Origin of the sequence: Desulfomonile tiedjei DSM 6799 (genome assembly GCF_000266945.1) — a bacterium.
GTDB lineage: Bacteria > Desulfobacterota > Desulfomonilia > Desulfomonilales > Desulfomonilaceae > Desulfomonile > Desulfomonile tiedjei.
In genome coordinates this window covers 1,664,867-1,688,588 of record NC_018025.1, presented here as the reverse complement: position 1 = coordinate 1,688,588, position 23,722 = coordinate 1,664,867, and the positions used below count along the sequence as shown (strand labels likewise).

The following is a 23,722-nucleotide window of genomic DNA, read 5'->3' as shown; positions in this document are numbered from 1 at the left end:
CGCCCTTCCAGGGCGCAGAATCCCTATTTCCCGCTCGTAACTGAACGATTAGGCTTCAATGCATTTATCTGTGGAAAAGAATGAGATTCAGTAGTATAGAGGTCAACCGTCACGATTCTCCAGGATTCTCTGAGGAGGCGGATGCTTATAATCGGTGTCGATCCAGGAAGCAATGTCACAGGTTACGGCCTTGTCGAAAAGGACGGGGTGCGTTCAAAACACGTGTGCAGTGGAGTGATTCGCACATCGTCTTCAAAACAGTCGAAGCGTCTCCTGGAGATCCATGCGGGATTAGATGAAATTATCAGAGAGTACAATCCATCAGTAATGGTAGTGGAATCGCTCTTTCACGCAAACAATAGTCAGAGCCTGATTAAACTCAGTCAGGCACGCGGGGTGATTCTGCTTCTCGGGGAATCCTATAATATGACCATTTTCGAGTATTCCCCCATGGAGATCAAAAAGGGGCTGACCGGTTATGGACGGGCAGAAAAGGATCAGATGGTATTCATGGTAAAGAAGATTCTCGGATTGCCGACATTGAAATCCCCCGATCAGGCGGACGCTCTCGCTATGGCTCTGTATCACTCACATATGTCACTACCCCAGCGAGCAGTCGGATGATCGCTTCTTTACGCGGAACCGCTATTTCTCTCGGGATCAACCGCATTGTGCTCGAGACTATGGGCGTTGGCTATGATGTCGCAGTCTCGATCTCTACGCTGGCGAGTATTGCAGTGAGGAGTGAGATTTTCCTCCACGTAAGTACGGTAATGCGAGAGAACGCTCTCGAATTGTACGGCTTTGAAACGCTCGAAGAGAAAACTCTCTTTGAAATGCTTATCACTGTTGCGGGAATCGGGCCGAAAACAGCGCTGTCCATACTCTCGGGGATCTCACCGGAAGGATTCAGACAAGCGGTTTTGGGTGAAGATGCGCAGAGACTTACCGTAATCCCTGGGATTGGACGAAAATCGGCTGAAAGAATCATCCTGGAACTGAAAGAGAAGATCCGAAAGAGTCCCCTTCTCAGAGGAGTCGTTGCCGGCAAACCTGCTGAAGCATCTCTGGAAGAAGACCTGGTCTCTTCTCTGGTCAATCTGGGCTACAAGGATCGTGCGGCGGCTGCAGTGGCGAAGAAAGTTCTCAAGGATGCCGGGCACATCCCCTTGCCGGAAGCGGTGAAGCGCGCATTAAAGGAAATGATGAAAGACGCATCGACCTGAAAAGATCTTCGTTTCATCCTTCCGTCCAATCAAGAAACCGTCCTCAACACATTTCTTCTTGTCACGCACATTGCTTTGTGAAAAACTTGCAGGGTCCTACTGAAAATTTGTATCGATCGAGACGTCTTCTCTTTCACAAAACACCACTGTTTCCCCTGAGAGGTTACCTTGAAATCTCTGTTCTATCCGTCGTCGGTAGTAGTTATCGGAGTCTCCACAAAACCTTTTAATATGGGTAAGGAGATAGCCCGGAATCTCTTTGAATTCGGCTACAACGGTGTCATTCACCTGGTTGGGACTGAAGAAGGGGTATTCTTCGGACGTCGCATACACCAGTCTCTCGATGAAATTGACGAGCCGATCGATTTGGCCGTTATTCTGACGCCCGCTCGAACCGTTCCCGACATAGTAGAACAGTGCGGCCGCAAAGGTATCAAGCGGATAGTCATCGAGAGCGGCGGATTCGGAGAATTCGGTGACGAAGGCAGAGGACTGGGCGAAATGCTCAAATCGATTGCCGACACGTACGATATTCGGTTCATCGGACCGAATTGCATCGGTATCATGAATGCCAGCAATGGACTATCAACTCCATTCGCTACTATGAAGAATGTGTTCCGCAAAGGTGGCGTTGGCATTGCTGCCCAGAGTGGTGGGGTAGCTTTGAGTTTTCTGAACATGTTCGATTGCGAACAAATCGGTTACAGCAAATTCACGACTCTCGGCAACAAAATGAATATTGATGAAAACGATATTCTTGAATTCTATATGGAAGACCCGGAAACGAACGTTATTTGCATGTATTTGGAATCAGTAAAGGACGGCCGCAGATTTACGGAGATCGCGGCTCGTTCCGATAAGCCCGTCGTGGTACACAAAGCCAATATTGCCAATCTGAGCAGTCATATCGCACATTCCCATACGGAAGCTCTCGCGAATGACGATCAAGTGGTCGATGCAGCTCTGTGGCAGGCGGGCGTAGTCCGTTTCAAAGAGATGCAAAGCTACCTGGATTTCGTGAAAATCCTGCAATTGCCTGAGATGAAGGGGAGAAACCTTGCCATTGTCTCACGGTCCGGAGGCCATGCAGTCATTGCAGCGGATGCGGCATACACGTACAACTTCCATTTGCCGCCGTTGAGAGAAGATTTCTTAAAGGAGATACGAAAACACCTGCGTGCAAATGTGATCAACCTGGCGAATCCTCTCGATCTGGGAGATCTGTTCGACTTCGAGGTATACCTTCGTATTGTAGAGCATACGATCCAAGAGGATAATGTGGATGGTATTCTGCTTCTTCAGACCTATTTTGCGGCCATAGAGGGTGAAGCCTCGAGAAAAATGCTTCAATCCGCCGCGTTAGTTTCCCAGAAGTACCAGAAACCGGTTGCTTTATGCGTACAGACCGAGCAATCCGAACTTTCCCGTCTTCACAAAGAGATCGACTTTCCCATTTTCATGAGCCCTGAACGTGCAATTGCCGCGCTGGACAAATCCATCAAATACTACGATCGCAAACGGTTCATGGCCGGCAACGCTGTTGTTACCAATCCCGAGCCCCGCCCAGACGATTCTGCGATTCGCACATTGATCGACACGCTGAACAATCAGTGTCGGTCTCCTCTCCTGAACGAAGCGCTGGACATCATCAGGCTGGTGGGCATTTCCACACCCGAATATCAGCTGGTCCGGAATTCCGAGCCCCCCGACTTACTCGTGCCCGGCCCATACGCTCTCAAAATCGTTGCGGACAGTGTTTCTCATAAATCGGATGTGGGGGGCGTCGTTCTGAACTTACGCGACAAGGATGCCCTTGCCGGTGCCTGCGCGGAGATGATGGAGCGATTTTCCGAAGCCGATCCAGCGGGGATGCTCGTCCAGACCATGGTTCAAAGGCCCCCCGGATCGTTCGAGCTTATCGTTGGGGGCAAGCGGGACCCCCAATTCGGTCCTATGGTGATGCTCGGCCATGGAGGCATCTTCGTCGAAGTATTCGGAAAAGCTACGCTGCGCATGGCCCCGCTTTCTCTCGCGGAAATCGAAGCCATGATCGAGGAATTGCCGGGCTCCGAAATCCTGAAAGGAGTCCGGGGCAGACCGCCGATCGATATGACTGCGTTGAAAGATGCAATTCACAGAATAGCGCACCTGATGGTGAGATTCCCGGAGATTTCATCCATAGATGTCAATCCGCTGCTCGTTACTCCTCAAGGGGCACAAGCCCTGGATTGCAGGATTTTTCTGACCTGGACTTAAAATCATAAAGCTCTAGAACTGCTTTTCTTGTTCTGGCATAATTGAGTCGCCCAAATAATTCGGATGCGGCACTCGTTCAAGCCTTTGATTTTGTGAGAATGAATAAGAAATGTGGATCCGTAAGGTGGACCTAGAAACCGAATACTTACAATGGTAATTTCTAGACAACCTGGAGACGTACAAATATCGCGTGACTGACCCGTCGAAAGAATGCAAGGAATATAGCCATGCAGTTTTTTGATAGAACAATCAAGCACACAGTGAGAACTCGCCTTATGAAGCTCGAAAAGCACTTGCAAGGTGATGTGGCTTTTTACTACGGCTTCATTGATCCGCAATTTCTCCGTGCCTTTCGAGATTTTATAGAACATTTGACGGCTAAAACAAAGGTGAAGAATCAGAGATTAATCTTCTTCATCAATACTCCTGGGGGGAGCGTTGAAGCTGCCGAGAAGATGGTAGAGATCATGCGGTATTACTATGCCGAGATTTTTTTCGTAGTGCCTGATGCTGCGATGTCAGCGGGTACTATTCTCTGCATGTCAGGGGATCGCATCTATATGGACTACTCCTCTGCCCTTGGTCCAATTGACCCACAAGTATGGAATGGAAAAATATGGGTCCCGGCGCTTGGTTACTTGGACAAGGTCGACGAAATGCTGGCAAAGGCGAATGCTGGAATTTTAAGTAATGCTGAATTCCTGATTCTTCAGAACCAAGATTTGGCTGAATTGTCAGCTTATGAACAAGCCCGCAATCTAACTGTGACATTGCTAAAGAAATGGCTTGTGGAGCACAAATTCAAAAATTGGACTCACCACAACACCAATCCCCACAAAAAAGGCCAGCCGGTCACCTTGGAAGAAAAACAGGAACGGGCCGAAGAAATAGCTGTCGAATTAGGTAACAATCGGTATTGGCATTCTCACAGTAGAAGAATAGGGCCGGAAACCTTGAAGAGCAAACTCAGGCTGGAGATAAATGATTATTCATCCGATCAAATCTTGAGGCCGCTTGTTCGCTCATACAATGACTTTTTGACTGAGTATATTGCTCGTAACGGTTATCAGTTATATATGAACAGTAGAGACTTCTTCTAGCAGAGAGGTATTCAATGTCAGTGGTAAACAAGATCGGTCAAGTAATTTCAGAGTTCTCTTCAAAGACCCCGAATCCTGATGACTTGCATCGGTTAGATGCTTTCTTTAAGGAAATGAAAAGAATAGGTATTGCCAAAAAGCCTGAATACAGAATTCGTAGGCCTGACACCCTTGGCCGTGTTTCACCAAACATCTCTACGAAGTGAACTGCCGCAAGACTACGTGGGCCCAGTATCGAGAGGCTGAGCTTATTCTTTTGGACGGAGTTTGATAGTATGTCCTCGGGAGACAGTATTTGTTATCCGAGACTGAACGAACCTGAATCGCTGTGAGAAGCCGTATATTCTTACACGCAGGATGATCGAAACAATTCTCTTGAATGCTTCTCTCTTAATTCAAGACGGACTCGTCTCCGACTTGCATTAATCTCTAGTCGGTCTGCTCAGAGAAATGTGGACCGCATTCCATAGAACCATTAGGAAATGTCGCTCATGCCTCATAGAATAGAAGTTTGCCTCAAATCGAATCTACCGGACCCGGCAGGTCGTCGGACAAAGTCCCGAATAGCTTCAGACCTTGGTCTTCAGATTGAAGATCTGAGAGTTGCCGACGAATTCATCATAGACAAGGATTTTTCCAGAGACGATCTGCAAACCCTTGTGGAAGAAGTCTTTCGCGATCCTGTCATTCAGGATGCCGTTATTGACGAACCATTGCAGATACCTTTCGACTGGCTCATCGAAGTGGGATTCAGGCCGGGGGTTACGGACAATGTGGCAAGAACAGCTCGAGAAGCGGTCCAGCGAACTTTAGATGTCAAATTCCAGCCTGGAGAAGGCCTGTACACGCGGAAGCTCTACTTCATCAGATGCGGCCTCAACCGCGACGATGTGGAGAGAATCGCACGGGATCTCCTCGCGAACGACCTGATCCAAACCAGAACGGTTTACGGTCCCGCAGACAACCGCGCGAGCATCACGGTACCGAAGGTCACCTCTCGATCCGAAGCAGTGGTACGCTCTCTTGACCTGAATGTGGACGATGACGAGTTAATCCGCATCAGCCGGGAAGGTGTCCTCGCGCTTAGCCTGGAAGAGATGCAGACCATCAGGGACTATTACCGAAATACGGAATTCCTGTCTCGGCGAAAAAGCGTAGGGCTTGGGGAAGAGGTCACAGACTGTGAACTGGAAGTTCTCGCTCAGACCTGGTCCGAGCACTGCAAACACAAAATATTCAACGCTGTTATCGAATACACGGATTCAGGAAACACCAGAGAAATAAACAGCCTTTTCCGCACGTATATCCAGGGATCTACGGAAGAGATCCGGAAACGTCTCGGAGAACGGGACTTCTGCCTTTCAGTGTTCAAGGACAATGCCGGTGTGATTCGGTTCGACGATGACTGGAACCTGGTGGTCAAGGTAGAAACACACAATTCACCGTCAGCGCTCGATCCTTACGGTGGGGCTCTGACCGGAATCGTGGGCGTGAACCGGGACCCCTTCGGTACCGGCCTCGGTGCACGATTGATCTTCAACACGGATGTGTTCTGCTTTGCCCCTCCTGACTACAAAGGAACTATCCCCCCCAGGCTGTTGCATCCTCGACGAGTTTTTGAGGGTGTGCGGGAAGGAGTGGAGCACGGCGGCAACAAAAGCGGTATTCCCACCGTCAACGGAGCAGTGGTGTTCGACGAACGCTATCTCGGTAAACCTCTCGTGTACTGCGGTACCGGGGGGATCATGCCCGCGAAGATAAACGGCAAGCCTGCTCACGTGAAACGTGCCAATCCAGGGGATCACATTATTATGACCGGCGGACGCATCGGTAAGGACGGCATCCATGGAGCGACGTTCTCGTCCGAGGAGCTCCATGAGGGCTCCCCTGTCAGTGCAGTGCAAATCGGCGATCCCATCACGCAGAAGAGAATGACGGATTTCTTGCTCATGGCACGGGATATGGACCTTTACACGTCGATCACGGACAACGGTGCGGGGGGCCTCTCCTCCTCCGTCGGAGAAATGGCTCGGGAAGCAGGCGGAGCTAAAATGCATCTCGACCGTGCTCCTCTCAAATATCCGGGACTCCAGCCATGGGAAATACTGCTGTCTGAAGCTCAGGAGCGCATGACCGTAGCCGTCCCCCCCGAAAATCTCGATACCTTCCTTGCCCTTGCCGAAGAACTCGATGTGGAAGCCACCGATCTTGGCGAGTTCACGAATGACGGATTCTTTCAGGTTTTATGGGAAGGCAGGATTGCGGTGCTCTTGCCTCTGGATTTCCTGCACGACGGATTGCCCCCGATGAAGCTCAGTGCTTCCTGGAAGGCCCCGGAATATCCGGAGCCCGATGTCGCCTGTCCGGCAGATCTCACACCCACTCTGATAGGACTCATGAGCCGCTGGAATATCTGTTCGAAGGAACGGCTCATTCGGCAGTACGACCATGAAGTGCAAAGCGGGACGGTCGTAAAACCTCTCGTGGGAATTTCCAATGACGGCCCCGGAGATGCCGCGGTTCAACGGCCGGTTTTAGACAGATTCCGAGGAGTGGCTGTGGGATGCGGCATCGCGCCGCGTTACTCGGACCTCGATACCTATTGGATGATGGCTGCAGTGATCGATGAAGCAGTACGCAATATTGTGTCCGTGGGCGCAGATCCTGACCATATGGCCGGTCTCGACAATTTTTGCTGGTGCGATCCGGTCCGATCGGAAAAAACTCCTGATGGCGAATACAAGCTGGCCCAACTCGTGCGGGCCAACCAGGCGCTGTACGATATAACAACCGAATACGGGATTCCCTGCATTTCCGGCAAAGACAGTATGAAGAACGATTACAGCATAGGGAATACGAAGATTTCCATACCTCCGACTGTGTTGTTCACTGCTGTCGGAATCGTTCCCGACGTGCGTCAGGCCGTAACTCCAGATTTCAAATCGGCAGGAGATTGCGTGTATGTGCTGGGAATGACGCGGGATGAAACTGGCGGTTCGGAGTATTTCGCGTCTCAAGGAATAATCGGGAACAAAGTGCCCAAGGTACATTCGCCTGAATCTGCGATTCGGATGTACCGTGCACTCCATGCTGCAATGAGAGACGGACTTGTCGCATCCTGCCATGATCTTTCTGACGGAGGTCTTGGAGTTGCCCTCGCGGAGAGCGCTTTTTCAGGCGGTTTAGGAGCATCCGTTTCCCTGAAATATGTACCTGTGGAAAACGTAAGCCGTGCTGATGTTGCGCTTTTTTCGGAATCTCAGTGCAGGTTTCTCATAAGTGTCCGTTCGGAACGGAAACCGGATTTTGAGAAGGCTCTGCGCGGTTTTCCGCTTGGCCTCATCGGTGAAGTCACTGCAGAGCAAAAGCTGAGAATAGAAGGCTTTACAGATAATGCGGTGATAGATGCTGATATCCATCAGCTCAAGAAAGCATGGCAATCTCCTCTGGGGACTTGATACGATTTGCGATGAAAGAAGGAAACCCCGGAATACCCGTAGGCGTTACAGTAATTGCCATAGCTAAATGACTTGATTCAGAAAAAGGGTATTGGTGGGTGTCGGCCTCCGTGCCGGCACATCTTCAATATTAATAAATGATATCGCTATGATGGACCGGCAGGGACGCCGGTCCCTACCAATATCCTGTAGTTCACACGCTGGATAAACGACAGAATTTTTGGCACTGACTGAACATTCTTCTTCAGCGTTTCTGGGACGGAGCCTTATCGTAAGAATCGTTTCGCCGAGTCTCTTCCCGAAATCTTCCAGCACTCTTCAATAAAGCCGAGAATCTCCTCTCCGATTTTCGCATCCTATTAAGAGAGAGCGAAATTAAAGGAGAAGTTTGCATGAGAAACCGCGACTTTGAGCATCAGTTTGTGGACGATCTCATGTTTGAAAAGGAGAAAGAGGACATTCGATCATGCCCCACAATCGAGGGCTGGCCAGAAGACGACTTCACGGAGTGGGTTTCGTTGAATCGAACTCTTTTACAAAATCAAATTTGCAGATCCACTGATTTTCGATTAGAACCGTTTTGCGCAAGAGTTGCCGCTCGGGACGTGTTACCAGTTGATTAAATTTCATTTTGCAGTGTAACTCCACTGACCTGCTCCGCAGGTCGGTGGCACCCCTGTATTCGGCCCATGTCAACCTTGGATGACCACGAACCTGCCCTGTAGGTCCGTGTTACCGAGAGACTGTCTCAAAAGTCCCAATTTACCTCACATCGTGGCACGAATTTTCCATCATCTTCCCGACCTGATTGTAGGGGCGCCCCTCGTGGGTGCCCGGTAGTGACCGGCCTCCGTGCCGGTCATTGCGGGAGGGCAGGCACGAGACCTGCCCCTACAAGGATGATGAATCGTGGCACGATTGTTGTGCATTCGAGAATTTTGAGACAGTCTCGGGACGCAAGCCGGTCCCACCAATATCTCGTATTGTAACATTGGATAAACGTCAGAATTTTTTGCAATCGCTATAAATCAGTTCCAGCAACTCAAAATTCTACTATTGTGGTGGTTCAGCACCTGCCTGCAATCGATTGCGGTCCTCACTGGCTGCAAGCCTTGCGTTATCCGCGGCTTCTCTTGATTCAAACGGTCCTGAGACAACTTTGGGCAATTGCTCAAAACTCATGATGTCATAGTTTCCTCCCGAATCTTTGATCACATACCACCCCGGTTCCTCGGCTGAGGACAGCCTGGTGTCGGAGCGGTCAAGCGTTCCCCAAATGCCTTTACTTGCAAGACGAGCGTTGTTTTGTGCTTCTTCGTACGCATAGCTCATGGGAGATCTCATTTGGTCCCAGTAAGCGAGCCCGGCACTGAGAAGTTCAGCGTTAAGATTTTTGAACGCATCGGCAGTGACTTTTCCGGGCTGCAGATAATAAACCACGCCGAGAATTCTTCCGAAAAAATCGGGAGACCCTACCTGAGTATCCACGGCAATCTGTTTGCCTTTCAGCTTTTCTGTTATGAATTGTTGGGCTTCTCTGCCGAGTCGCTCTCCCATTTCGGGAGCATCGATTCCTGAAAGCCTGATAGTCTCTTCAAGATTGTAACCAATGGGTTTGGCTACGATAAGATTTCCGTCTATTGCCCGTACGAATTCTCCCCACCAGATCTCTGTCGGTTGAGCCATGTCGGACATCCCCATGAGGCCGAATAATAATACAACCAGTAATAATCTTTTCATATCGCACCATTCCTGACAGCAGCAATTTGATCTTATTGTAATAACGGCAGGACAAAAATCAAATCCTGCCCACAGGTTTGTAGCTTCCTTGACTTTTGAATTCCCTGTCTTTAGCCTGATAAAAATACTGTGGATGCATACGTGACTGGAGGGAGGGTCTATTTTGGTTCAGGACACATTCAAGTATAGAAAAGAAAATTTTGGTGAGTTGCCGGTCCAGCTCAACCATCTGACCATCTATTTGAACTTTCTGGATGAATACATTGAGGCCACAAATTGCCTGGATCTTACCGCACATTTCACATTGAATAGCATTGAGCTGGACGCGAAAGAATTAACGATCGTCAGTGTGGAATGGACAGAAGTATCGGAAGACAGTAATGCATCTCGGGCGCTGTTATACAAATATAATAGCGATCAAAATAAGCTCATAGTGGAATTGCCCAAACAGGTCCAAGCGGGCGAACGGTTCCGGATTAGAACTGTGACCCGCTGTATACCTTCCGACCATATCCTGGAAGGGATCTACAAAGATTCCACCCCTCCCGGAGCACCACAGCAGTACATATCGCAGTGTCAACAGTGGGGTTTTCAGCGTATAATGCCCATATTCGACGATTGTCGAGCCAAATGCACGATGACCACCACCATGGAAGCGTCCGCTGCATATACGCACCTGATTTCTAATGGAAACGTAAGCCGCAAACATAATCCTACAGGCAAACCGGTCCCGAAACCAGGAGATCCTTCCAGACAAATCATCACCTATGAAAATCCCGTGCCCATGGCTCCTTACTTGTTCATAGCTGCTGCGGGCACCTGGGACACTCTCGCAGATCATGTAACGTACGGTTCAGGTCGAACCGTGGGGCTGGAATATCTCGTGCCGCCAGGGAGAACTCTGAATGCGGTCATTCCTATGGAAATACTGAAACAGGCGGTTCTCTGGGTCGAGAAGACTCAGGGTTATGAATATACCGGTGACACGTACAGGACGATCACCATGAATAAATCCAATTTCGGAGGCATGGAGAACGTCGGCAACACCACTATTGTTACGGATGCAGCTTTGATTGACGACCATACGCTGGATCAGTTGCTCATGTACGCTCACGCGGTCATCGTTCATGAATTCGAGCACAATCAGTGCGGCAGTGAAACCACCATGGAAACACCCTTCGACGTATGGCTGAACGAAGCGTACACCGTTGATGTGGAACGAATGTTCATGGCTGACGTATTCGATTCCGTGTTCGTGAGGCTTACGCAGATAGACTCCATACGAAACCCGCTTCTTGGGCCGCTTGCAGTGGAAGATGCGGGCTATGCAGGGCGAATAGTCCGGGAAGGATTCAACGATCCGGACGAACTTATCGATGCGGTTACCTACGTGAAAGCAGCAGAAGTGATACGCATGTTGCGGATGATACTTGGAAAAGAGGCGTTCAATCGGGGCAAAGAATTATATTTCAATCTGTACAAGCATTCCAACGCGAATACCGATCAGTTCTTCGCATGCTTCGAGGAGGTCTCGGGCCGCAGTCTTTCTCGATTCAAGGAAAACTGGCTCTATCACATCGGTTATCCTACGGTTACCGCGGTTCCTCACTACGATCCGGATACTCGGACATTTACCATTCGCTTTCAGCAGGAATCCTCTGTGCCGGGCAACTTTCAGCTCCCAATTGAAGTTGCTCTTGTGGGAAAGGATGGACAGGACATCTCCGGAACCCAGACAGTCTTCGAGCTCTCGCAACAGACCGACTCGTTGATGTTCCCGAATCTTCCCGAGGAACCGGCATTTGCCTCGCTCAACAGAAGCTATTCTTTTTACGGCGTACTGAAAGAGCAGGAAGTGAACACGGACAGGCTGAGGCTTCAGGCTCGAATCGATCCCAATTTGTTCAACAGGGTCGAGGCGGTCAGACGTTTGACGGACCGACAGCGAATTATGCTACTCAACGATCCCGATGCCAAGGTTGATTCGGATTGGCTGCATCTGTATGGGGAACTCCTGCAAGAATCTTCTGTTTCGCCGGGACTGAAAGCATTTTTTCTCCGCATAGACGAACAGCCTTTGAACAGGGAATATGCGGCATGGTATCGCGAACTCGTGACTGCTAGGCAGTCGCTCATGTCCTCAGTAACGAAGTCATTCAAACCGGACCTGGTAAAGAGTTTCCTTGATGTCGACACGTACGGGGAACGTCACTCCCCCAAAGATGGCATCGAGGAACGCATTCTAAAACATGTTCTTCTGGATTTAGTGGCTGTTGACGACTCCCCCGAGAGTCACGATTTAATCCTCGACCATTTTCGAAAAGCTACAACCGCTCAGGACAAAGTGTCCGCGCTCACGGTGTTGAATCGCAGTTCCGCTCCCCAACGGCGAGAGATTTTGGAAAGCATATATCAGGCGTGGCATCCGCATATTAGCGGATATGCCAATTATCTCCGTATAGTGGCATCAGGTACGCGTGAAGATGTATTTGAGATGATCGAACAGGAGAAAAAGCGACCTACATTTAACATCACAAATCCTACATGGTGTAGAGCTTTGTTCTTGACAATGGCGGCAAATACGAAAATGATATGGACAGACGTGGGAATCGATTGGATTACGAACGTTATCATCGAATTTGCGGCTTTTAACCCTTTCGTCGCTTCCAGGCTCCTCAATGTGTTTCAGCACGTCAAGAAACTGAAACCCGACCTGAGGATTCTCGTTGAATCGGCACTGCGCCGGATCGTATCAGAGGTTTCCGAAACCGTAAGCCCAACTATTCATGGACAAGCCAGTGCATACATGAGCGAAGTCCAATGACAGAAATTCCGGAAACACTTGTTGTTGAGTTCGTTCAGGATGTGCGCTCCGGTTTCATCGATTCGGAGCTAATGGAAAAGTATCGGCTTTCCACCAAATCGCTAAGAGCGCTTTTTTACAGGATACTTGAAGAAAAGCGGATGAGTGGAGCAGAAGTGTACGTTCGGCCCATTATGCTCGATGAAACCATAGAAACGGATTTCAGGAGAGGATTGCCGCGCTACCTGCTTGCCCCGCTCATTTCTGTTCGGGAAGCGGATAACCCGCAATCACGAGGGTGGGTATTCGATCTCAGCGATAAAGGCATGCGGGTGTGCGGAATCAGGTCGGAACCCGGAGATGCGAAGACATTGATCCTGCTGCCGAGAAAAGAGCAAATTGCTTCGGAAATTACCGTTCACGTCGAATGCAGGTGGTTTTGTGAAGAAGGACCTGAAGCAAGGCCTGTGGCCGGATTCCGGATTTCGGCAATAGAAGCTGCAGATCTACGTGAACTGCGAAATCTTATAAGGCTCCTCACCCTGGGAATGAGGCTCAACGTTCCCTGATCTTTTCCAATTCTTTGAATGCACCCGTGGAAATACTGGTGATTTCAAATCCGGCTATCTTTTCGTCATCAGATTCATTTTCCTCAATCCACTTGCACTTTACCTGAAATTCAAAGGTGCCTGAATCCGCGAGTTCATTGGATCTGACTCGGAGCTTTTTCGATTCGCCTACGGACGCGTTCACGCCTTCAACGGATAAGCCGCGCGGAGATATGTCCCGAACGAAGCCCTTCTCCTGCGGATTATCCGCAGGACAAACCACCAGAGGGAATTTTACCTCTGTCCTGGAGTACTTCCTCAGCTCGTCTTCGGACGATGCGGCTTTATACGACCAGCCACGGCCGCGCACTTCGTCTTTGGACAGAAGCCTGGCTTTCACGAGCTTCCTCAGGACGCTTTGGAATCCTACTGAACTCAACTTGTATTTCTTCATGAGATCTTCGCGAGACATGTCTGAACGCACGTCCTGAATAAACTCTTTTCCCTGAATTTCTCGTTTTCGTTCCATAGTAGATTCCTTTGAGGAGAGCGATTCTTTCGCTCCGGAGGCCTGCCCTACCCTGGCCGCGGCCTAGGCCGAAGCTTTGAGCATATCTTCCTCTGAAATGTCGAAGTTCGCGAACACCCTCTGCAGGTCATCATGGTCGTCAAGGGCGTCCATCATCTTGAGCATTTGCTCTGCTTTCTTACCTTCGAGTTTAATCGTGTTTTGGGGAATCATGGTTATCTCGGCAAGCTCGATTTTCCAGCCTTTTTCTTCCACCGCTTTGCGGACTGTTTCAAAGTCGCCCGGGTCTGAGCTTATCTCAAAAACGTCCCCATCCTGTTTTACATCCTGAGCACCGTGCTCCAATGCCAATTCCATGACCTCGTCTTCACTGAGACCCTGTGCGCCGACCTCAATGATTCCCTTTTTGTCGAACATCCAGGCCACGCAGCCCGACTCCCCGAGGTTTCCGTTGTACTTATCGAAAATATGCCGAATTTCCGCTACCGTGCGATTCTTGTTGTCCGTCAGGGCTTCCAGCAACACCGCGACTCCTCCCGGACCGTATCCCTCGTAATTTATTTCCTCGTAATTTGCGCCTTCAATCTCCCCGGTTCCTCTCTTGATCGCACGTTCAACGTTGTCCTTCGGCATATTTGCGCCACGAGCCGCGAGGACTGCCGTCCGAAGCCGCGGATTGCCTTCGGGATCGCCGCCTCCCATGCGGGCCGCAATAGTGATTTCTTTAATGAGCTTGGAGAACATTTTTCCCCGTTTTGCATCCGCGGCACCCTTTTTGTGCTTGATGGTGCTCCACTTATTGTGACCTGACATACACTATCCTCCCGATATATCGTTACTCTTATTGAATTGCCGAGTTGACGTCCGACCAGTGTTAAACCGGATCCGTATCGATTTCTTAATATATCTTTCTCCTGCACTCAAGAGTTTGTTCTCCCGCAAAACGGGGATGAGCGCTAACCGCGTGGAATGGCACTATTACACGCCGTAACGATCCAGCAAACTACTCCGTAATTATACTATACCGGATTTCCACTGGAAAATGCAAATAGGATTGGTTTGTAACCATTCAGTTATAAGGGGTAGAGAAAACCTTTTCTCCCGATCATGGAGCCTCCGACTTCATAAATCCTCTCTAACCCCCCTTTAATAAGGGGGGAATTGTACGCTGCTTCTTTACCCCCCTTTTATAAGGGGGGTAGGAGGGATTTTACCCACGAATGACTTTAGCTTTGCATTGGTTTTTTGACCAGATACGGAATTGTGTCTTCCTCGGTGGAGGACAGGGCCGAGTAAATGACATCTTCGATTTTTTAGGATATGTGTTATATCTCACTGACACTCACTTGAACCATTCGTCCGCGTTTCCTGAAATGGTTCACCAGAAGATCAGAGATATGGCTTCAGATCAAGAAAAGAAAATGAATCGTCTGCTCAACGGTCGACCTGAAAATGGCGACATTGAAACGGATCGAACCCTACGACCTCGCACGCTGGTGGACTATGTCGGTCAGCCCAAGATCAAAGAAAACCTTTCGGTATTCATCCGTGCGGCTCTCAACAGGGAAGAAGCGCTCGACCACATTTTGTTTCACGGACCGCCCGGATTGGGAAAAACCACGCTGGCCCATATTATAGCCCAGGAGATGGGGGTCCAGATTCGCACCACGTCCGGACCGGTAATCGAAAAGGCTGGCGATTTGGCCGCCATCCTGACGAATCTCGAATCTCGGGACGTCCTCTTTATCGATGAAATCCACAGGCTCTCACCCGTGGTGGAAGAGATCCTCTACCCGGCAATGGAGGATTTCAAGCTCGACATCATCATCGGCCAGGGACCGAGTGCCCGGAGCATCAAGATCGATATCGCTCCTTTCACACTCGTGGGAGCAACGACGAGGAGCGGTCTCCTGACAAATCCGCTGAGGGACCGGTTCGGCATATTGTTCCACCTGAATTTTTACTCCGTGGAAGAGCTCGCGTCCATTGTTTCGCGATCGGCTCTCATCTTGAATGTGGAAATAGAAGAACAGGGCGCTCGAGAAATTGCGAGCAGATCGAGAGCCACCCCTCGCGTTGCGAACCGGCTCACCAGAAGGGTCAGGGATTTCGCTCAGGTCTTGGGGGACGGCAGAATTACCAAAGATATTGCTATGAAATCTTTGGATATGCTCGACGTGGACCACGTGGGACTCGATGCGATGGACAGAAAATTTCTCGAGACCATCATCCTGAAATTCGATGGAGGTCCGGTCGGCATCGATACCCTTGCCGCAGCAGTGGGAGAAGAGCGTGACACCCTGGAAGACGTGTATGAGCCGTACCTGGTGAAGGAAGGATTCGTCGATCGGACTCCGAGAGGCCGAGTGGCAACAAGAAGGGCGTACGAACACCTGAAACACAAACGACAGTTCAACAACCAGGAAACACTCTTCCGTGACGATCCGGAAGCTTGAGAAGAGCATTTGTACAATCCTGCCGAAAGATCGGATCACAAGCCTGTAGCAAATGTCAGAATTTTTCTCCGATTGCGAAAAGCGCTTCTCGAAAATTGGTAGGTGCCGGCCTCCGTGCCGGCACATTTACCAAAATAAATCAGGTGGTTCTGCCCGGCAGGGACGCCGGGCGCCACCGTCTCTTATAAAGGACAGAGTGTTCAAAAAGTCAGAAAATTATGTCAACTATTATAAGTATGCGAACGCCAGTCAAGCTGTTGCATGAAACCGGAGCGTGAGCGTGTCCACCAGAATACGAGTTCTCGACGAAGGAGTAATCAATCGCATAGCTGCGGGTGAAGTCATCGATAGACCCTTTTCCGTGGTGAAGGAGCTTGTCGAGAATTCCATTGACGCCAAATCCACCGCCATTCGCGTCGACATCGAACGAGGCGGTAAGAAGCTGATTCGGGTGCGGGACAACGGTACGGGCATGAGTCACGACGACGCCTTCCTTGCCCTGGAGAGGCATGCCACATCCAAACTCACGTCAGAAAAAGACCTTATATCCATTGCCACCATGGGGTTCAGAGGAGAAGCTCTTGCCAGCATTGCGTCGGTTTCAAGACTGAGACTCATCACGTGTGACGAATCGGACGAACCCGGCACAGAGCTGCTCGTGGAAGGCGGTGTCTTGCGCAAAGCAGAAAGGATCGGGTCCGGACGCGGCACGCTCGTGGAAGTGGCAAACCTTTTCTATAACGTTCCAGTCAGACTCAAATTCCTGAAAGAGAACCGCTGGGAATCCGATCTGATAGACGAGCTGATTACAAGATTTGCCCTTGCGTTTCCCCATCTTGGGTTCACGTATTCCCAGGATGGCAGGTTGAAACTGGACGCGCCCCCTGTGAAGTCATCCATCGAGCGAGTTCATACGGTCTATTCAAGAGAAGTACGCGATAATCTCGTTGCAATCGACTACGCTTTCAAAGACGTTCGAGTGCACGGGCATGTGGCCAAGCCACCTTACGTCAAATCCAACATGCGGTCAGTCTTCACGTTCGTCAACGGAAGATCGGTTCGTGACAGATTGGTGAACTCTGCAGTCATGCGAGCATTCTCCAATCTCATGGAACGCGGGAGATATCCGCTCGCAATCCTCTTTCTGGAAATGCCGCCCGAGCAGGTTGACGTGAACGTGCATCCGCAAAAAGCGGAGGTGAGATTCCGGAAGCCCAAAGTGGTGTCGGACGCAATTCTGAACGGCGTGCACGAGGCGCTTATGGGTGCTCCGTTCAATCCACAGCCCATTTTTCGAGAGCCGATCATTCCCGAACGCCCTTACATTCCCATTCCCGAGCGCAAAGAAGACCCCCCTCGGGAACGAGAAACACTGGTGCCGTCCCGTTTTGAAGCTGTGCCGTTACCTCCGGCAAAACCGTCGGAACCGGAACCTGCTGCTCTCACGTACGCAGAACCGGGCAGGTATGCGTCAATGGGAGTGCTCGGACAACTCCCCGGGTCGTTTCTGGTGCTCCACACCAGGGAAGAGCTGGTGATTCTGGATCATCACGCTGCACACGAACGGGTTTTGTTCGATAGGCTTCTGGCCATAGAAAGGGAAAGTGTCTCATCCGAGTGTCAGGGGCTCTTGATTCCCAAGGTGCTGGAATATTCACGTGTGGAATTCCGCGCTCTGATTGCTCACGTGAATCTGCTGCGAAGAACCGGCTTTGCAGTGGAAGAATTCGGTGACAAAGAAATCATCGTAAAGGGAGTGCCGCCGTGGTTCCGGGAGGCAGATGTGGAGGATTTGTTTGCCTCACTGATCGAGGTAATGCTGGATACCGGTTTGAGAGGCGACCCTACACGCCTTAATGAAGAGCTGCTCAAGAATATAGCCTGCAAAGCCGCAGTAAAAGAACCCTCCGAGATGCACCCGTCTGAAATACGAGCGCTCCTTGCGAGTCTCGATGCGTCCTCATCCGCTGATGTCTGCCCGCATGGGCGACCTCTGACCGTTCGCTATCCTTTGAGTGAAATACGGAAAAAGATGGGAAGGAAATAGTCCTAGACGGACACTTTCTCCTTTACTTAACCGTCAAAGATGAGACTTACAGCAGTTCCTATAAAAATTAGTTACCGATTGAAGAGTAGGAATGTTGATGGGTGCCGTGCGTCCGTGCCGGCACATTTTCAATATGATCAATGATATCGATAGAATGGACCGGCAGGGACGCCGGTCCCTACCAATATCCTGTAATTCACACGAGGGATAAACGACAGAATTTTTGGCACTGACTATATGATGTGTGGCCTTGCCCAGAGGAGAGGGATATCATATGGGCGGCAAAGATTTGAATCGAACAACCGTGATTTAGCCACATGCTCTTTTGCGACCGTAAGGGATGCCCAGTTTGTCCATGCGCTTGCGCAAGGTGCTGGGATTGACCCCCAACACTTCGGCGGCGCCTTTCGGTCCGTGTATCTTGCCACCACACTGACGAAGAGCATGGAGAATGTGATCGGTCATCGCTTGATCGAGGGTCGGCAAGGAATCGTTGCTTGGCCCCGTGGGATCGGAAAGGAACTCTCGCGCAAGGCTTTTGTCCCCATTGGCCGGACTTTTCCGAGGGTGGGAAACTACCAACTGCGGCTGTGTCATTTCGACCATAGGCTCGCCAGCCTTTGAGCCGGATTCAAGAGGCAAGTGCGTATGAAGTCGCAGAGGCCCCTGAGGGTTGAGGATCAAGGCGCGTTCTACCAGATTTTCCAGTTCTCTCACGTTTCCAGGCCACGAATACGCCAAAAGCTTCGGTAGAGACTCAGCGTCAAGTTGGGGCGTTTGGGACAGTCTCAGTCGCCTGGAAATGCGGCCCACGTAATAATGAATCAAACTTGGGATATCCTGACTTCTTTCCCGCAGAGACGGTATTGCTAATGGAAACACGTTGAGCCGATAATAAAGATCCTCGCGAAAAGTTCCGGCCTCCACCATGGCCTTGAGATTACGATGGGTAGCGGCAATTATACGCACGTCCACGGATCTCACTCTGGAGCCTCCCACGCGCTGGATAATGCCGTCCTGGAGCACCCTCAGGAATCTTGTCTGAGCGTGCGGGGGCATATCACCCACTTCATCCAGAAACAGTGTCCCTCCATGAGCCTGCTCAAAACGTCCGGGTCTGCCGGTGACAGCTCCAGTAAATGCTCCCTTTTCGTGACCGAACAATTCGCTGTCAATAAGAGTGTCAGGGATAGCCCCACAATTGACCTTGAGGTAAGGGGCTTCATGGCGCGATGAAACCCGATGTATAGCGTTGGCGATAAGCTCTTTTCCTGTGCCTGTCTCACCCAAAATCAACACTGGAACATCCCTGCCTGCCAATTGAGCCACGGCATCCATCACTCTGCGAAGTCCATGCCTGGCTCCAATCATAGGGGTCTCGCTGAGACGGCGCATCTCGGCGGCCAAACCAAGATTTGCTATTTCCAACCGCCTCTGAAGTTCGGTGACTTCCCGATGGCTTTGCAGGTTGATCATCGCCAGACTCAAGACAGGTATGAGAATATCCAGCTTTCGCTCGTGTTCCGCGTTGAAGCACCCGGGTCGAGACCCAATGAGAGCGAGATGGCCAACCGGGCCCTGTTCCGTGGAAAGCAATGCCACTAGATAGGCTCGGTCTTTTTGCGGTAGATACGGGCTTATAGCAAGGCTGTGTAGCTTTGAGACCTCCGTTTGCTCGGAGTGGGGTTTGCTGGTGATCCTGACTTCCCGTTCCAGGTTCTGCAGGTAATTCACTGCGCCTTCACCTAGAGGAATGAGTTCGTCCAGGTAATGAAATCGGCCTCTAATGACGAGGAAGAGCAAGTGCAGAGCGCTCATTCGGAGGGACAACGAATGCATGCTCACAGCTTCCAAAGGGAAGTGCCGTTTGAGAAAATGAAAGATCGAAACCATGGCCTGTTCCAGATTAAGAGTGCTGGAGATGGCGTGGACGGCCTGGCGGAAGAAATCGAAATCGTCTTTTAGAGAGGACTGAGCCATGTTGACTGCTTAACAGAATCTGTGGGCTGATTTGCATTAATTGCTCTATACGACAATCAATTGTCATATTTGACTAATATTGTCAAATAGAAAACTTGGTATACTAACAGTTGATCTCATTTTGACACATCTCGTTGACTTTACGGTTCGAAGACAACCTGGCCCGCTGCTTGCTAAAAAGCACGAGAATTCTGAATTCGCATAGTCCTACACAGGCTTACCCGATCAATTCGGAGAGACTGACGACTGGAGGATATCCATGGACACAGGTGACCCCAAGGGCCACAGCAGGAGAGATTTTGGAAAGATAATGGCAACCCTTTTCGGCGCTGGAGCAGCAGCGACGGCTGGTCCGATAATTGGATTGGCTCAGGCCGAAGAACAAATCAAAAAGAACCGAGAAAAACTTCAGGTGGTCGAAGGTTCTCGAATTCAAATCGATGAGAACAAATTTCAGCGCTTTTCCAGCCGGAATATAGCCTTCAATGTTGTTTCTCGCGAACTTGGCGAGTCCTGGTACAAAGTCGGTTACCAAAAAAACCTGGCGAAAAATTTGGGTGAAGGACGGACAGGAAAGGCACTGGAGCCCGTGGGCCAGGCTCAGGCTCGCTCCGCTGCCTCCCTGGCTTTTGCTTCCACAAGCTGGAACGTTAGCACTGGTGCTCACGGCGAAGGTCACGAAAACGAAGGGATTCTAAGTTGGTCTTCGTACAAGATGCCGAAATTCATCACGGACAAGCCGCCCGATGAGAAAAACCCCGAGAACCTCACCCAGCAAATCAAGGTGGTGGCTCGCCTTTTTGGCGCCGATCTGGTGGGAATCGCCCCTTTCAACCCGGCATGGATTTACTCGTCTACCCAAACAAATACCTATGATCCCGGCGAACCGAAGACAAAGGACATTGTCATCAAGGATGTTCCCAAGCCCCAGGGTGACGAACGAGAGTTGGTTATCCCCAGTGACGCAAAATCGGTCGTGGTGATGGCATACGAGATGAACCGCCTTATGGTCCAGACCAGCCCGAGCTTCTTGAGCAGTGCAGCCACCAACCTCGGCTATGGCAGAATGGGCGTCGGATCCATTTTCCTGGCAGAGTTCATTCGAGGTTTGGGCTACTGGGCCATTCCGTCCAAGAATGACACCGGGGTCAGCGTGCCCATGGCGATTGAGGCCGGGCTCGGCGAGAATTCACGCATGGGTTTGCTGATAACCCCTCAGTTCGGTCCCAGCATCAGGCTCTCAAAAGTCATAACCAATATGCCGCTGATTTCTGACAAGCCCATCCGATTCGGGGTTGAGGAATTCTGTGCTGCGTGCAAGAAATGCGCAAGAGAGTGCCCGTCAAAAGCCATCCCGACCGGTGAGCAGGCCTGGGAAGGACCTAACGAGTGCAGCCTTAATGGAGTCAAGAAATGGTACAGCGACACAAAGAAGTGCCTCCATTTCTGGTTGGAAAATGGCTCTAGTTGCAGCAACTGTGTGGCTGTGTGCCCCTTTACCAAAGGGCCGTCATGGGGCCATGATCTGGTGCATTTTATGGTGGACAAAGCGCCTTTGGCTGACGGAATCTGGTTGGGTCTCGACGATGCCTTCGGGTATGGCCGTCGCCGCAGCGACAAGGAGATATGGGAGGCCAACTTTAGCAGCTATGGCATTGATCCCAAGAAAGGATAAGGAGAATCGCAATGCGTATCGACCTTGAAATCACCCCTCGCTTATTTTTGCCTGCGGTTCTGTGGCTGGCTTGGGCAGTGTCCGTAGTCGCGTTGCTCAGTCTGGCCATAGGCGGTTATCACGAGCATGAACCCCGGGCCGGCATGGTTTTCATATTTATGGCTGTAGCCGTTTTCGTTCTAGGCCCGGCTGTAAAGCTCATTGGCAAGAAGAAAACCAGTTCCTCCCAGGCCTGAGGTCGAAAACGTTGTGGCGCGTAAGACCACGGATTTTCACCGGTAGAGCCATTCGGACCAATAAACAAAATGGAATCGATTACGCGACGCAAATTATTGCGTTACACCTTGGAGGCCGGACTGACAGTCGGTCTCATTGGAGGACTCAGCGTTACCAGCAGTACGGGCAGCTATGTCCGTCCTCCGAGGGCTCTACCGCCGACCGATTTCACATCACGTTGTATCCGCTGCTCGATATGTGTGGAGGTTTGCCCCACCCGTGCTGTTAGCTTGTTGGATATTACGTTGGATTTCAAGAACATCTCAACGCCGGTAATAAACCCGGTCTTCGGCGGCTGCGTCGCGTGGAATAAGAAATGCCTGCGGTGCGCAGAGTCCTGCCCAAGTGGCGCCTTAGATCCGGCGGTTGAGATTTCAACGCTGAAGATCGGTCGAGTATGGCTCGAACCCGAACCGTGCGTGAACTGCATGGTTTGCTTCCAGCGTTGCCCGATTGAAGGTGCTTTGCTATTTCCAAATCCTGAAGGCAAACCGTTCACGCGCGAACGGGACATTCCCACGCGGCTTAAACTCGTGAACTCAAGTCTCAAGCCATACATTAACCCTGAGTTGTGCGTGGGGTGCGGTCTCTGCGTGCATTATTGTCCCAAAAAGGTCATGTTCTTGGAACCTATTGAGAATCTGCGATGACACCTGACCTTGCCAAGATGAGGAGGTACTGGCAGCGTGCAGTGCCGATCGCGGTAGTGATAGCAGCCTGGTCCGGACTTCCGGTTACCTTCTGCGCCGTAGATCTGGGGATTCTGAAGTTAGTTTGTCCAATGGGATTCGTAGAGTGCTGCCTTTCCACCAAGACTGTGGTTACCCGAATGTTGCCCGGATTTGTGCTCTCCACAGCTTTGGTGGTGCTGCTGGGCCGAGCCTTCTGCGGATGGGTGTGTCCGGCAAGAATTGCTGCCCATGAAGCTGATTCCCTTATCTCCAAGTCTCTTCCAAGACCATTGGAGAGAGTCCGAAATGCAATAGGTGAATTACGCCAACGGTTACACGGCTCCATAGAGCTTTCGTGGGGTGACGGTCTGGCTCTGACGGCAGGATTACTTTTGGGGATAGCCTTTTTCAGTTTTCCTGCTTACAGCATATTTTGCCCTGTAGGAGTGCTCTCGCGCAACCTGATCGAGTTGGCGGTCCATATTCGGCTGCGTTGGGAGCTGATCTTTCTGAGTGTCCCGCTTGCCGCAGGATTGTTCTTCGCCTTGGGCTGGAAATGCACGTGCCCGGCAGGGCTAATACGAGGCTTACTGGCAAAGGCTAACCGCACTCTCCAGCCTGTCGTTGATTTAGAAGGCTGCAGAATGTGTGGAAAGTGTGTCAAGAATTGTGAGTTCGGAATTAGACTCCCCAACGGAGATTTCGATAGTTTCGCCTGCTCCAAGTGCCTCAAATGTCTTCAAGACTGCAGCCAAAAAGCCGTTCACTTAAAGGTATTGTCTCGACCGGACAAGTAAACCCTGCCGTGATACCGTTTCAATCCCAATAAATCGGTTGTTCGCTGTGAGGATCCGTTCCGGAATAAGAAACGTGCTTGCAACAATGCATTCACCGGTATCATTCTTGGCGCGAATTCCCCGGTTGCGCGCATAAAGGGATTTTGTTCAAGCCATTGAA

Annotated in this window: 17 protein-coding genes; 13 read left to right on the top strand and 4 right to left on the bottom strand. The window is 50.7% G+C overall.

Features of this window, described 5'->3' with window-relative positions:
- Positions 1 to 141: 141 nt before the first annotated feature.
- The 5 genes from ruvC (at position 142) to DESTI_RS07100 (ending at position 8,040) form a co-directional block, all read left to right on the top strand.
- Positions 142 to 624, top strand: coding sequence for a crossover junction endodeoxyribonuclease RuvC (gene ruvC / locus DESTI_RS07125; RefSeq protein WP_014809289.1), 483 nt, complete (start codon positions 142 to 144; stop codon positions 622 to 624).
- Complete coding sequence (ruvA, locus tag DESTI_RS07120) at positions 621 to 1,226, top strand: Holliday junction branch migration protein RuvA (RefSeq protein ID WP_014809288.1); 606 nt, start codon at positions 621 to 623, stop codon at positions 1,224 to 1,226. The genes ruvC and ruvA overlap by 4 nt, the downstream gene beginning before the upstream one ends.
- A 168-nt stretch (positions 1,227 to 1,394) precedes the next feature.
- Positions 1,395 to 3,482, top strand: a complete 2,088-nt coding sequence (locus DESTI_RS07115; RefSeq protein WP_014809287.1) for an acetate--CoA ligase family protein — start codon at positions 1,395 to 1,397, stop codon at positions 3,480 to 3,482.
- Positions 3,483 to 3,757: 275 nt separating this feature from the next.
- Positions 3,758 to 4,582: an SDH family Clp fold serine proteinase gene (locus tag DESTI_RS07110; protein ID WP_211213748.1), complete on the top strand. Its 825-nt coding sequence runs from the start codon at positions 3,758 to 3,760 to the stop codon at positions 4,580 to 4,582.
- 491 nt (positions 4,583 to 5,073) lie between these two features.
- A complete protein-coding gene (locus DESTI_RS07100; RefSeq protein ID WP_014809284.1) occupies positions 5,074 to 8,040 on the top strand; it encodes an AIR synthase-related protein in 2,967 nt (988 codons plus the stop codon).
- A 1,053-nt stretch (positions 8,041 to 9,093) separates the two neighbouring features.
- Here the strand turns inward: DESTI_RS07100 and DESTI_RS07085 are convergent.
- Positions 9,094 to 9,780: a thermonuclease family protein gene (locus DESTI_RS07085; RefSeq protein WP_014809282.1), complete on the bottom strand. Its 687-nt coding sequence runs from the start codon at positions 9,778 to 9,780 to the stop codon at positions 9,094 to 9,096.
- A 163-nt stretch (positions 9,781 to 9,943) separates the two neighbouring features.
- On the opposite strand from DESTI_RS07085, the gene DESTI_RS07080 reads away from it, so the two are divergent.
- The gene (locus DESTI_RS07080; protein WP_014809281.1) at positions 9,944 to 12,604 is read left to right on the top strand and encodes a M1 family metallopeptidase; all 2,661 of its coding nucleotides are present in this window, start codon (positions 9,944 to 9,946) and stop codon (positions 12,602 to 12,604) included.
- Positions 12,601 to 13,152 (top strand): hypothetical protein, encoded by a 552-nt coding sequence (locus tag DESTI_RS07075; protein ID WP_014809280.1) that lies wholly within the window; start codon positions 12,601 to 12,603, stop codon positions 13,150 to 13,152. The genes DESTI_RS07080 and DESTI_RS07075 overlap by 4 nt, the downstream gene beginning before the upstream one ends.
- Here the strand turns inward: DESTI_RS07075 and DESTI_RS07070 are convergent.
- The gene (locus DESTI_RS07070) at positions 13,139 to 13,660 is read right to left on the bottom strand and encodes a PilZ domain-containing protein (protein ID WP_014809279.1); all 522 of its coding nucleotides are present in this window, start codon (positions 13,658 to 13,660) and stop codon (positions 13,139 to 13,141) included. The genes DESTI_RS07075 and DESTI_RS07070 overlap by 14 nt on opposite strands.
- A 63-nt stretch (positions 13,661 to 13,723) precedes the next feature.
- Positions 13,724 to 14,473, bottom strand: a complete 750-nt coding sequence (locus DESTI_RS07065; protein ID WP_014809278.1) for a YebC/PmpR family DNA-binding transcriptional regulator — start codon at positions 14,471 to 14,473, stop codon at positions 13,724 to 13,726.
- Between the two features lie 608 nt (positions 14,474 to 15,081).
- On the opposite strand from DESTI_RS07065, the gene ruvB reads away from it, so the two are divergent.
- Both ruvB and mutL read left to right on the top strand, forming a co-directional pair.
- Positions 15,082 to 16,116 carry a Holliday junction branch migration DNA helicase RuvB gene (gene ruvB, locus DESTI_RS07060; RefSeq protein ID WP_041286870.1) on the top strand — a complete coding sequence of 345 codons (1,035 nt, stop codon included), beginning with the start codon at positions 15,082 to 15,084 and terminating at the stop codon, positions 16,114 to 16,116.
- Between the two features lie 280 nt (positions 16,117 to 16,396).
- Positions 16,397 to 18,163: a DNA mismatch repair endonuclease MutL gene (gene mutL, locus DESTI_RS07050; RefSeq protein ID WP_014809276.1), complete on the top strand. Its 1,767-nt coding sequence runs from the start codon at positions 16,397 to 16,399 to the stop codon at positions 18,161 to 18,163.
- A 309-nt stretch (positions 18,164 to 18,472) separates the two neighbouring features.
- Here the strand turns inward: mutL and DESTI_RS31200 are convergent, their stop codons facing one another.
- Positions 18,473 to 20,143: a sigma-54 interaction domain-containing protein gene (locus tag DESTI_RS31200; RefSeq protein WP_014809275.1), complete on the bottom strand. Its 1,671-nt coding sequence runs from the start codon at positions 20,141 to 20,143 to the stop codon at positions 18,473 to 18,475.
- 259 nt (positions 20,144 to 20,402) lie between these two features.
- Between DESTI_RS31200 and DESTI_RS28545 the strand changes: the two genes are divergently transcribed.
- From DESTI_RS28545 to DESTI_RS07025, 4 genes are all read left to right on the top strand, one after another.
- Entirely contained in the window at positions 20,403 to 21,818 is a 1,416-nt protein-coding gene (locus DESTI_RS28545; protein ID WP_014809274.1) for a reductive dehalogenase, read from the top strand.
- An 11-nt stretch (positions 21,819 to 21,829) separates the two neighbouring features.
- Positions 21,830 to 22,054 (top strand): hypothetical protein, encoded by a 225-nt coding sequence (locus DESTI_RS07035; RefSeq protein ID WP_014809273.1) that lies wholly within the window; start codon positions 21,830 to 21,832, stop codon positions 22,052 to 22,054.
- Between the two features lie 69 nt (positions 22,055 to 22,123).
- The gene (locus DESTI_RS07030) at positions 22,124 to 22,744 is read left to right on the top strand and encodes a 4Fe-4S dicluster domain-containing protein (protein ID WP_014809272.1); all 621 of its coding nucleotides are present in this window, start codon (positions 22,124 to 22,126) and stop codon (positions 22,742 to 22,744) included.
- The gene (locus DESTI_RS07025) at positions 22,741 to 23,562 is read left to right on the top strand and encodes a 4Fe-4S binding protein (RefSeq protein ID WP_014809271.1); all 822 of its coding nucleotides are present in this window, start codon (positions 22,741 to 22,743) and stop codon (positions 23,560 to 23,562) included. Before DESTI_RS07030 ends, DESTI_RS07025 begins: the two co-directional genes overlap by 4 nt.
- Positions 23,563 to 23,722 lie beyond the last annotated feature (160 nt).